The organism is Candidatus Accumulibacter contiguus (assembly GCF_036625285.1).
In the GTDB taxonomy this organism is placed as follows: domain Bacteria; phylum Pseudomonadota; class Gammaproteobacteria; order Burkholderiales; family Rhodocyclaceae; genus Accumulibacter; species Accumulibacter contiguus.
This window is the reverse complement of the sequence record NZ_JAZKUC010000001.1, coordinates 3,064,818-3,076,005: the sequence shown is the minus strand read 5'-3', so window position 1 is coordinate 3,076,005 and position 11,188 is coordinate 3,064,818. Positions and strand designations below refer to the sequence as shown.

Sequence of the window (11,188 nt, the reverse complement as noted above, 5' to 3'; positions counted from 1 at the left end):
ATCGCAGCACTGTCATGCCTGCCCGGTTCAAGCCGAAGCCGCTCGAAGTCGATCCGCTCGACTTTTCACCAGCCCTGCTGCGACTCACTGACTCGCCGCCCAATCCGCTCGGTCGCCAAGTGCTCTGGACCCTGCTGGCCCTGCTTGCAGCGCTGCTTTGCTGGGCGCTGCTCGGCCAACTCGACATCGTCGCCGTTGCCGAAGGCAAACTGATCCCGCAAAGCTACCTGAAGATCGTACAACCGGCCGAATCCGGCATCGTCAAGGAGATTCTGGTCAGCGAAGGAGAAACCGTTCGTGCCGGGCAAGTGCTGATGCGCATGGACACGCGGATCACCGACGCCGATTTCAGATCGCTGATGGCCGAGCACCAGCGCAAGCGCGCGACGCTCGCGCGCATCGACGCCGAACTGGCCGATCGGCCGTATGTCCCGGCGGACGGCGATGCCCCCGAACTGTCCCGGGAAATGGCCGCCCAATACCGTGCCAACCGGGCTGCTCTCGAAGCCTCGCTGGCCGAAGAGAAAAGCCGTCTGCTCAAGGCGCGTCACGAGTTGGCCTCGGCCGAACAGATCCGCAGCAAACTTGCCGACACGCTGCCGCACTACCGCGCACAGGACGAGGCCTTCGACAAACTTGCCAGGGATGGCTTTGCCGGCCCGCTGATGGCGAGCGACAAGAAGCGCGAACGGATCGAAAAGGAGCAGGAACTGAAAACGCAGGATCACCTGATCGCCTCCGCCAGGGCCGGCATCTCGCAATCCGAGCGCAAGCTGGCGCAGATCGACAGCGACTACCGGCGCCAGCTGCATGCCGAACGTAACGAAGTCCAGGGCCAGTCCGACCGGCTGGCGCAGGAACTCGCCAAACAAAGTCACCGCCAGACACTCCTCGAACTCAGGGCCAGCCAGGACAGTGTCGTCAAGGAACTGACCACACACAGTCCGGGCACCGTCGTGCAACCGGGCACCGTGCTGCTTACGCTGGTACCGAAAAACGACATCCTGCGTGCCGAAGTCTGGGTGTCCAACGAAGACATTGGCTTCGTCCGGCCGGGGCAAGCGGTCAAGCTCAAATTCGCTGCTTTCCCATTCCAGAAGTACGGCATGGTCGAAGGGACCGTCGAGCATGTCGGCGCCGACTCGGCGGACAACCCGGGCGGCCCGGCGGCAACAGGCCGGAATGACTCCCTGGTCAGGAGCCGGCCATTGGGATACAAGGCGCTGGTCGCACTCAAGGACATGCATCTGGCGATCGATGGCCAGCACTTTGCCCTTGGCGCAGGCATGCAGACGCATGCCGAAATTCGCCTTGGGCAGCGAACCGTAGCCGAGTATCTGCTCTCGCCGGTGCGTAAGGCCTGGCACGAGGCGGCCAGGGAACGTTGAGCAGGGCTGGTCATCGAGTCCTCCGGCAACCTACTCCTCTGCTTCTTACTTCTTGTTCTTCACACAAATCTCTCCGGTATAGAATGCGGCACCCCCTACTTCCTGTCCCGCTACCGCGATGGTCCCGGACGCGCCATCGAAACCCCCGGTTCCCCCGACGATCTTCAGAATCTGTCCAACCATCTGGACGTCGGTCGGGGATATTGGTATATAAGGGGTGATCGCCCCCGTGTCTTGTGTGTATAGAGTACCCGACCGGCCCGTTACCAGTTTGCCGGTCAGCACCGCATTGGAGGTGCTTCCACTAGAATGGGCGCTTTGCCAGACTGCGACCAGCGCAAGTTGCAGGCATGATCCGCACCCGTTTTGCGCCTGCGAAGAATCCATGATCCCCCGTTTTGCGCCTTCGCCAACCGGTTTCCTGCATATCGGTGGTGCGCGCACTGCCCTTTTCGCCTGGGCTTACGCCCGCCGCCACGCCGGCCGCTTCATCCTGCGCATCGAGGACACCGACCTGGTACGGTCGACTCCGGAAGCGGTGCAGGCGATTCTTGACGGCATGCACTGGCTGGGCCTCAACTACGACGAGGGGCCCTTCTACCAGACGCAGCGGATGCCTCGCTACCGCGCCGTGATCGAAGAGATGCTCGCCGCCGGCAGCGCCTACCGCTGCTACATGACGCCGGACGAACTCGATCGCTGCGCGAGGAGCAGCGTGCTGCAGGGCCTCAAGCCACGTTATGACGGCCGCTGGCGGCCGGAGCCGGGCAAGACGCTGCCGACGCCGCCGGTGGGGTGCAGCCGGTGGTCGCTTCAGAAATCCGACCGACGGGGTGGTCGCCTGGGATGACCTCGTCAAGGGTCGGATCGAAATCGCCAACGCGAACTCGACGACCTGGTCATTGCGCGCGCCGATGGCACGCCGACCTACAATTTCTGCGTCGTCGTCGATGACTGGGAAATGGGCATCACGCACGTCATCCGCGGCGACGACCACGTCAACAACACGCCGCGCCAGATCAACATCCTGCAGGCGCTCGGCGCGCAGGTGCCGCTTTATGCGCACCTGTCGATGATTCTTGGCGACGATGGCCAGAAACTGTCGAAGCGGCACGGCGCGGTCAGCGTCATGCAGTACGACGACGAAGGCTATCTGCCGGAAGCGGTGCTCAATTATCTGGCGCGCCTGGGCTGGTCGCATGGCGACGACGAGATTTTCTCGATGCCGCAGTTCTGCGAGTGGTTCGACCTCGACCATATCACCCCGTCGGCAGCGCAGTTCAACACCGAGAAGCTGAACTGGCTCAATGCGCACTACCTCAAGCGCGCGAAACGGCGCGCTGGCAGATCTGCTGCGGCCACGCCTGCAGGCGCGCGGCGTGACGGTCACCGCGCACCGTCGCTGGCAGCGATCATCGACGTTGCACAAGGGAGGGTGTCGCAACCTCAACGAACTGGCCGACCTCGCGGAAGTGTTCTACATCGACCTGCAGCCGAAAGCGGAACTCCTGGCGAAACACCTGACGCCGGAAACGCTGCCGGCTGCTGGCAGATTTCGTCGATGGCCTGCCGGAGGTCGCCTGGGAAGCGGCCGCGCATCGGCGCCCTGATCAAGGAATGCGTCGCCAGGCACGGGTTGAAGATGCCCAAGTCTCGCGATGCCGAGCTGCGCGGGTGCTGCTGACCGGCCTCTGGAGCAGACGCCGTCGGTCGATGCCCTGCGTCGGCGACAATCTTTCCGCGCGAGACGGTGCTCATGGGCAACCTTCTTGATCAGGCCGAACTACGTCCGTCGCCCCGAAGGCGGTGATCGCGGCGGTGACGAGATCCGGGTGGATACGTTCGAGATCGGCTCGGGACTTGAACAGGATGTCGGTGGCCAGTTCCGCCTGGTCCATGCCGAACCAGTAGCCGTCGAACCCGGCCGCGGCGATGGCCGGGAGGAGCGGATTGACCGCCGCCACTTGGCGAATCAGAAAGGTGGGCCACTCCATATGCTTGAACTGCTCGGCGAGTTTGGCGGTCGCGTCGAAATCGGAAACCCAGAGAATCTTGTGGTCGCTGCGCTCGAAGGCGATCCCGTCGTGCTGCAGTTGCCGACACATCCACTCCCGGCCATTGACGTAAATCTGGGTCGAGTACGGCGCCCAAGTCTGGATACGCACGTGCATCCAGCCAAAAACCGGGTCGATCAAGTACCAGTACAGGTGCAGGCACCGGCGATTACGCCGGACAATTTCCAGGCGCTGTGTCTTGCGATTGCCGGCGACGGCCAACGAGACACAGGGTTCGAGCACCGAGAAGATGCAGACCAGGCCTTCGGTGACCCCGTCTTGCTCGGCAATAGCCCGGGCCATCGCTTCTTTCGATTGACCGCTGGCGTGCGTGTGCGCGGAGTCGAGGTAGCGGTAGGGACGCCCCGCTTGTTCGGCGGCCGCCTTGGCGTGTTGTATGAGGGCTTCGGTTTCGCCCTCGAAGAATTTCCCGGCATCTTTGAGCAACACGCCCCGCTTGTACAGGTAGCGGCCAAACGCTCCATCCGGAAACATCGCGGAGGTAGCCCTTGAAGATGATCCGGTCGAATCCTTCAACGACACCCAGGATTGACTCCCGGTGTTTTTCCAGGAAAATGTCCATGTCGCCTCCGTTGTCGTGCGGTGGTCTACCTCCTGCGTGAGGTTGAGGATATTGTCCTCGCAAATTCAATCCGGCGCCAACGTGAGGCGACATCCTTTTTGGTTGTGGCCAACGGCCGCGCTATGGCAAGTGAGTTGTGTCCACCCGGGATCTGCGACCGCAGCGAGCCTGACAACGAGAATGGGCAGCAAGCCAGGAGATCCCATCGTCGGCGCGGAACAAGCGCACTTCCCGACAAGCCTGAAAAGCGAGGAGGGAAGCATCGGAGGTGGGAAGTCGGAGGTGCCCATAGTAGCGACGAACGCGGGTAATGCCGCGGGAGCCAAGGGGCACCAGTTCGAAGAGTCCAACCGGCGAGTTTCGTTACGCTCGATGGATCAGCCCAGCAATCGGTCCAACAGTTCGTCGCGACTGACGCCTTGGTGAGCTGCAACCGCCGCAAGTATGGCCGCCAGGGTGCCGATGCGCAACGGGTCGTGAGTGGGAATCGTGATGTGATGTTCGCCACGTTCCAGCGTCGTCAGCCGAACGTGGCTGCCGGTTTGTCGCGTCACGGCATACCCAAGCTTCGCCAACTGTCGGATCAGGACCGGCCCGGACAGGTCGCGCGGCAGCTTCATGCCGCCAGCGATTCTTCCCGCGTGATGTGCAGGCGGATCACGCTCGGCCTCTTGTCGTCGTCGAAATGGCAACGCACGGCATCGCGCACTTGCGTGTACAAGCCGGGCAGGTCGTCAGCTTCGGTCAGTATATCCGCCCCAACCGCGCGGGCCGTGAAGCCGCCTTCGGGGGCTTCTGCGACGATGAAGTGAATTTCGGTCATGGCTAATGGCCTCGTGATAATTGATGACTGTACGCCAGTCTGCGAGCAGAGGGGGTCGGGTTTTTCCTCTTGCCGGTCGGCGGAGATCTCAACCCGCGATTTCCAGCCGTGTTTCAATCCGGTCGATTCGCGCCTTGATCTGGTCGATTGTCGACGTTGTCGCTCATGGTCAAACCTCCTCGACTCAAGTCTATCGCCAAGCGGACGGATTTCCAAACGATGAAAATCGCCCACCAAACACCATTCGCGTGCGACGCGCCCCTGCCCCCACTGATCACCCACAACTCCCTACCGCCCCACAAGCCGTACAGAAATCGCATCCGTCCTTCCGGATCACCGTCAGATTCCCGCACTCACTACATAGTTTTCCAGGTGTCGGCTGCGTGGCCGTGCTGCCTGCCGGCGTCTGCAGAATCCCCATCTGCTGCCTGGGCAGGCCGGTCTCGTCGAGGATGCCGAGCATCGCGTAGCGGTGGATGATCAGTTGCGCGAGGTAGGCCACCGTCGAGGGGTAGGTGGTCTGGCGGCGGGTGCCGGATGAAGGCCATGAAGTCGCCGAGCGGTTCGGAGTAGTCGAGGAGTTTCCGCAGCTTCATGCCGCTCCACGCCGGGTCAATGACGCGCATGTCGAGCGACAGCGTCTTGGCGACGGCGCCGAAGCCGCGCGGCTGCTCGGGGCCATTGACCCAGACCTCGAAGGGCCAGCGGCGCTCGTCCTGGTCGACCTGGCCGACGAAGAGTGCGAATTTGCCGTGCGTGTGCTCGATCATGTAGGTCCAGGCCATGTTGCCCTCCGGCAGGTGCGGGCGGTTCGGCCAGCGCAGGCTGGCGAGCACCGGCGCCGGCAGGGTCTTGATGGTCAGGCGGCGGTTGGCGTCGCCGGTGACGAAATCCTGCGGCTGCTTTTTGTCTTCGGCCTGTTTCTGCGAGATGGACTGTGACCCGACCGAGAGCACCGACCCGAGAACGGTATTCGGGCGGTAGGTGGCCAGGCCCTTGAGACCGGATTTCCAGGCGCTCAGGTAGAGGTCCTGGAAGTCCTCATAGGGGTAGTCGGCCGGCACATTGACCGTCTTGGAGATCGAGGTGTCGATGTACGGGGCGACCGCAGCGACCATGTTCTTGTGCGCCTGTGCCGAGATTTCGAGCGCGGTGACGAAGTAGTCGGGGAGCTTGTCGACATCGCCGCCGCGGTGCTTGTAGAGGCGCCAGGCATAATCCTCGACGGCGTATTCCTTGAGCGTGCCGTCGGCCATGCGCTTCTTGCGGCTGTAGGTCCAGGAGAACGGCGGTTCGATGCCGTTCGAGGCGTTGTCGGCGAAGGCCAGCGAGATCGTTCCGGTGGGCGCGATCGACAGGAGGTGCGAGTTGCGCAAGCCATGCTTGCGGATCTCGTTCTTGATTTCAACCGGCAGGCGCGACGCGAAGTTGCCGCCCGAGAGGTAGAGTTCGGCGTTGAACAACGGGAAGGCGCCGCGTTCCTTCGCCAGCTCGACCGACGCGCGGTAGGCGGTGTCACGCATGAATTCGGAGATGCGCGCGCCCATCGCAGTCGCTTCCGGGCGGTCGTAGCGCAGGCGCAGCATGCACAGGGTGTCGCCGAGGCCGGTGAAGCCGAGCCCGACGCGGCGCTTGTTGGCGGCCTCCTCGCGCTGGCGGGCGAGCGGCCAGGCGGTGACGAAACCGTTTTCCTGCGCCCACAGGAAGCGCGCTTCCCATGCTTCTCTTCCTCGTTGGCGGCGAGCGCGCGGGCGACGCGCCGGCACACGTCGTGCACCGAGGTTTCGTTGCCCTTGGCGTACTTTTCGACCAGCACTTCGCCCGAGATTTCCTGTTCCGCGAGCGGAAGGTTGACGGGCGCCTCGGCGGTAGCCGAGAGGGGTAACTGGTGTACAAGCTGGCTCATGGTCTGTTCCTCCTGTCGAGCGCAAACGGCCGAGCCCATTGACTCGTTCCGTGAGCGAAAGGCACCTACTCAAAGGCCCTCGCCTTCGGCTTACTCGAACAGGGCGGTTTGCGGTACGATGGATTGACTCAATGTCCGGACGAAGGAGAGAGCAATGTCTACTGTTACGGTGGCAGACGCCAAGGCCCGCCTCAGCGACCTGCTCGCGCAGGTCGAAGCGGGGGAAGAGGTGGTAATCACGAGGCGCGGGCAGCCGGTTGCCCGGTTTAGGTGATTTCCGGGAATCAAGATCCCGAACAACTACCGCAGCGGCTTGTTTTTCTGGCCATGAGCCCGGCCTAACACCATGACTCTTGGTACGGCCATTTGCGGAAATCACCTTAGTCAAGTCGAGAAGCCAAAGGAAGCCGTCAAGTCGCTCGCCGAGTTCCGGGCAAGGATGCCGCAGTGGCGTAAGCCAAGCGCAGACCTGCTGCGGGAAACGCGCGAGGAGAGCCTTTGAATCTGTATTTTGACACCAGCTTCCTCGCGCCACTCATCCTCCAGGAAGCCACGAGCGAAACAGTCAGGGCCTCCGTCGCCACACTGTCACCGCAGCAACTCTGCATCAGCCGGTATCAGCAGCGCCCATCGGTGCTACGATTGCGATCATGATCGACTGGTCTACCTGTCCTGCAGTGGAGCGAGACCCGGCACGCGTCAGCGGTGCATGGCTCTTCCGTGGCACTCGAGTGCCGGTAGCCGCTCTGTTCGAGAATCTTGAGGACGATGCTTCAGTCCACCAATTTGTCGAGTGGTTCCCCGGGGTCAGCATGGAGCAAGCGCGTACCGTGCTCGAACATGCAGCGCGAAGCGCGTTGGCGGTTGCGTGAATGCGAGTCTTGTTCGACCAAGGAACGCCTGCACCGCTACGGCATTCGCTCACCGAGCACTTGGTCGAAACAGCCTTTGAGCTGGGCTGGGCGAAGTTAAAGAACGGCGAGCTCATCTCTTTGGCGGAAGAAGCTGGCTTCGCGGTCTTCGTGACCACAGACAGGAACCTGAAGTATCAGCAGAACCTTGCTGCGAGAAGCCTGTCCATTGTCGTCTTGAGTTCTACAAGCTGGCCTCGCATTCAACGTGCCATGCCGGTAGTCGTTGCAGCTATCAACGGCGCCACTCCGGGTGGCTACGTGGAGGTAGCCGTCGACTGAAGGGCTGACCCATAAGGATGGACACGACTACATTCCAATGGTTCTGCGTAACTACTCAGGTAAAATTGTTATGTAAAAACAATTGGTTAGAAACATGAAAACAATGGCATAAATTTGCAACCACTTGATTCTAAATCAGTCCCATTCGTCATTATGCTATTTCAATATTCGCAACGTGTTGATTTTTAACAAGATGCAGTACCTGAGTAGTTACGGTTCTGCAATGGTTACCGCTGTTGCCCAAACCACAGCGCGCTGCGGCAGCAGTTGACTTGCGTCATTGCAAGACTTGACCGTTCGCAGTAACAGCAGCAAGTCTAGCGGGTTTAAGTCCCGTCTGGGGAGTTGTCCGTACGCCCCGGTAGCATGAGGAAGCGGCGCCGTGGCGACACGGGGTCGTGAGTTTCCAACAGCAAGAGAGCAGGCCGTAACGCAAGTGAACCTATGAGTAGCCTCGTAAATTATGTGGAGGAGCCGACCCTGTGGTCAGAAGGGGAAGGCCGTTGGATGGGCGCTGGAATAACGGAAGTGGCGTCAATCGACTCCCGGGGTAGCAGGGATGGCATGTTCTTGAAGACTTACTGCCCAGTGCTGGAGGCCCGTCTGCGGAGGTGGGGAGACCACCGACTGCTGCGTATAAGGCAACGAAAGCGCAGCGGCTGCAGGCGGGAGTCGGAGGGGTTCATAGTACCGTCTGAGTTCGTGGGACAACATAACCCCGGACGAGGGAAGGGACCCTACTTTGTTCGTGCAACCGAAGAGCGGAGGATCGAGGGATTGCCATGTCGCTAACCACCCCGGACACGATCAGGACGCTACAGAGGAAGCTGTATGCCAAGGCCAAGCAAGAACCAGCCTATCGCTTTTACGCGCTTTACGACAAGCTCTACCGGGAAGACATCCTCAGTCATGCTTGGCGGCTTGTCCGGTCGAACCGAGGCAGTCCCGGTATGGATGGGATCAGCTTCGAGGCCATCGAGAGCGGAATCGGGGTAGAGACGTTTCTGCGGGACCTGGCCCGTGATCTGAAAGACAAGACCTACCGCGCCCAGCCGGTAAGGCGCGTCATGATTCCCAAAGCGGATGGCAGTCAGCGCCCGCTTGGGATACCGACGCTCCGCGATCGGGTCGCACAAATGGCGGTGAAACTCATCATCGAACCGATCTTTGAAGCCGACTTCTGTGAGCACTCGTACGGATTCCGGCCCAGGAGGTCGGCCCACGATGCCGTGGATGACATCGCCCACACGTTATGGGCCGGCTACACTCAAGTCATAGACGCCGATCTATCAAAGTACTTCGATAGCATTCCGCATGCCAAGCTACTGGCCGTGGTGGCCGAGCGTGTTGTCGATGGGGGGATTCTGCACCTCATCAAGCAATGGCTCAAAGCCCCGGTCATCGGCGAAGACGACAACGGAGTGAAGAAGACCGTAGGTGGTGGAAAAGCCAATCGCAAAGGCACGCCGCAGGGCGGCGTGATCTCCCCGCTCTTGGCCAACTGCTACCTGCATATTCTCGACCGAATATGGCAACGGCAGCACCTGAAGGGCAAGCTATCCGCACATCTCGTGCGTTACGCGGACGACTTTGTCATCCTGTGCCGAAAAGAGGTAGAGGAACCGCTGAAAGTGGTGCGTCATGTCCTGGACCGTCTGGACCTCAGCCTCAACGAGACGAAGACCCACATCGTGGACGCCACCCAAGCAAGCTTCAACTTCCTGGGTTTCACGATTCAGATGAGTCGAGGGGCCAAGACTGGAAAACCGTACCCGAATGTCCGGCCAGCAGACAAATCGCTGAAGAAAATCAAGGCGAGGCTGACGGAACTCACGGGCCGGAAACTGACCCCCATCCCCTTGAGAGATATCGTGGGAAACGTCAACCGCAGCCTGCGAGGCTGGGCAAACTACTTCCACTATCGAAACTCAAGTCTGGCGATGAGCAAAGTCAGATACCACGCGGAAGACCGGTTGCGAACCCATTTGATGAAGCGTCATCAGGTGAAGGACCGAGGAACTGGTTTCCGCCGGTTTCCAAGTGCTCATCTCTACGGGCGCTACGGGCTATACAAAGTTCCTACGAAGGCGGGCTGGAACTCGGCGCATGCCGTGGCGTGAAGAGCATCGGAAAGCCGTGTGCGGGAAAATCGCATGCACGGTTTGATGAGGGAGGGCAGGCGAAAGCCTGTCCTCTACTCTACCTGCGCACTATGACCCTTGACCCTGCGCACATGACCCGCTTCCCGGATCGTCTCATCGATCACGCCGGTGCTCAGCATCAGGCCGAACAATTCCATCAACCCCTCGCGAATACGCGCCCGCGACAGGCGCATACGCAGCCCGAGGAAAACGAGGAGTCCGGCCAACTGGGGGCCCACCAGGCGCCACTCACCCAGTTCGACCTTCTCCCACTGGCCGTCCGGCGGCGCCCGCCAAGGCTGCGCACGGCTGACATGGCCGCAAGTGCAGACGACTTCCAGCAGAAGGTGACGCGTGACACGGAACAGCAGCCCGATCGTGCCGTCGACCTGCGGCGCAATGTCGATTTCGTCCCAGCCCGTGTAAGCCTCTGACGGGTCTTCCCCCGTAGCTGTTTAAGTGCTTGAAAACATTAGTACCGTTACATGCCTACAAATGAGCTAAGTGCTTGAAATTATTAGAGCGAGGGGGGAAGATCCGTCTGACTTGGCGTCCGCCGCCAGCGCTAGCCCACACGCCGCACAGTTCTCCGGTCGGTGCTCGCAAGTAGCGGTGACCGTCAGTTTCTGGGTACGGCCAAAGCCCTGACTGCCGAGTTGCTTGCCGGCCTTCTTCTTTGCCGCCTTCGGCGCTGATGGGGACTTCTCTTCCGATTGGGCCGTCTCTTCCCTTACCTCCCCGGTTTCCGTCTCCCCTTCATCCGCTTCTACTGGGTCGCTCTCGCTTGGCGAATCCTGGTCCACCTCCGCGTCGCTGGCTCTCTCCCAAGGGGCCTGGCTCGTGGGCGGGCGCGAGCTGTTGTCCGGGTTCTGGTTCAGCCGATCATGTCACTCTTTGACGTCGTCCAGCAGACGCTTCGACACCTCTAGCAATCGCTCCACCGGCAGCTTCTTCAGCCACTCGTCGTTCATTTGCAGAAGGTCGTGCTTGCGCAGGTGCATCGCGTCGTGTCGTCGTTAGGTTACGCGTATTATGACATACAACTTCGCGCTGTGGCGCAAATTGTTGAGGGGGTGTGAACGGTTACCTTTACCGGCGAG

At 61.0% G+C, this 11,188-nt stretch carries 8 protein-coding genes and 3 pseudogenes; 7 read left to right on the top strand and 4 right to left on the bottom strand.

What is annotated here, in order from left to right; all coding sequences use genetic code 11:
- Positions 1-14 precede the first annotated feature (14 nt).
- Both V5B59_RS14805 and gltX read left to right on the top strand, forming a co-directional pair.
- On the top strand, positions 15-1,388 hold the full coding sequence (locus V5B59_RS14805; RefSeq protein WP_332351998.1) for an HlyD family type I secretion periplasmic adaptor subunit: 1,374 nt from the start codon (positions 15-17) through the stop codon (positions 1,386-1,388).
- Positions 1,389-1,773: 385 nt separating this feature from the next.
- Positions 1,774-3,072: pseudogene (gene gltX / locus V5B59_RS14800) on the top strand (glutamate--tRNA ligase).
- A gap of 70 nt (positions 3,073-3,142) precedes the next feature.
- On the opposite strand, the gene V5B59_RS14795 reads toward gltX, so the two are convergent.
- From V5B59_RS14795 to V5B59_RS14780, 4 genes and pseudogenes are all read right to left on the bottom strand, one after another.
- The gene (locus V5B59_RS14795) at positions 3,143-3,937 is read right to left on the bottom strand and encodes a hypothetical protein (protein WP_332351997.1); all 795 of its coding nucleotides are present in this window, start codon (positions 3,935-3,937) and stop codon (positions 3,143-3,145) included.
- 465 nt (positions 3,938-4,402) lie between these two features.
- Entirely contained in the window at positions 4,403-4,645 is a 243-nt protein-coding gene (locus tag V5B59_RS14790; protein ID WP_034913456.1) for a type II toxin-antitoxin system HicA family toxin, read from the bottom strand.
- Positions 4,642-4,848, bottom strand: coding sequence for a hypothetical protein (locus V5B59_RS14785; protein ID WP_034913458.1), 207 nt, complete (start codon positions 4,846-4,848; stop codon positions 4,642-4,644). The genes V5B59_RS14790 and V5B59_RS14785 overlap by 4 nt, the downstream gene beginning before the upstream one ends.
- 274 nt (positions 4,849-5,122) lie before the next feature.
- A pseudogene (locus tag V5B59_RS14780) lies at positions 5,123-6,527 on the bottom strand (ribonucleoside-diphosphate reductase, adenosylcobalamin-dependent); the annotation flags it as partial.
- Positions 6,528-6,908: 381 nt separating this feature from the next.
- On the opposite strand from V5B59_RS14780, the pseudogene V5B59_RS14775 reads away from it, so the two are divergent.
- The 5 genes and pseudogenes from V5B59_RS14775 to V5B59_RS14755 all read left to right on the top strand — a co-directional run.
- Positions 6,909-7,019 (top strand): annotated as a pseudogene (locus tag V5B59_RS14775) (type II toxin-antitoxin system Phd/YefM family antitoxin); the annotation flags it as partial.
- Between the two features lie 385 nt (positions 7,020-7,404).
- On the top strand, positions 7,405-7,626 hold the full coding sequence (locus V5B59_RS14770) for a DUF433 domain-containing protein (RefSeq protein WP_034913465.1): 222 nt from the start codon (positions 7,405-7,407) through the stop codon (positions 7,624-7,626).
- A complete protein-coding gene (locus V5B59_RS14765; protein ID WP_332351996.1) occupies positions 7,627-7,947 on the top strand; it encodes a hypothetical protein in 321 nt (106 codons plus the stop codon).
- Positions 7,948-8,729: 782 nt separating this feature from the next.
- The gene (ltrA, locus tag V5B59_RS14760) at positions 8,730-10,067 is read left to right on the top strand and encodes a group II intron reverse transcriptase/maturase (protein ID WP_332351545.1); all 1,338 of its coding nucleotides are present in this window, start codon (positions 8,730-8,732) and stop codon (positions 10,065-10,067) included.
- Between the two features lie 113 nt (positions 10,068-10,180).
- The gene (locus V5B59_RS14755; RefSeq protein WP_332351995.1) at positions 10,181-10,522 is read left to right on the top strand and encodes a hypothetical protein; all 342 of its coding nucleotides are present in this window, start codon (positions 10,181-10,183) and stop codon (positions 10,520-10,522) included.
- The last annotated feature ends 666 nt before the right edge of the window (positions 10,523-11,188 follow it).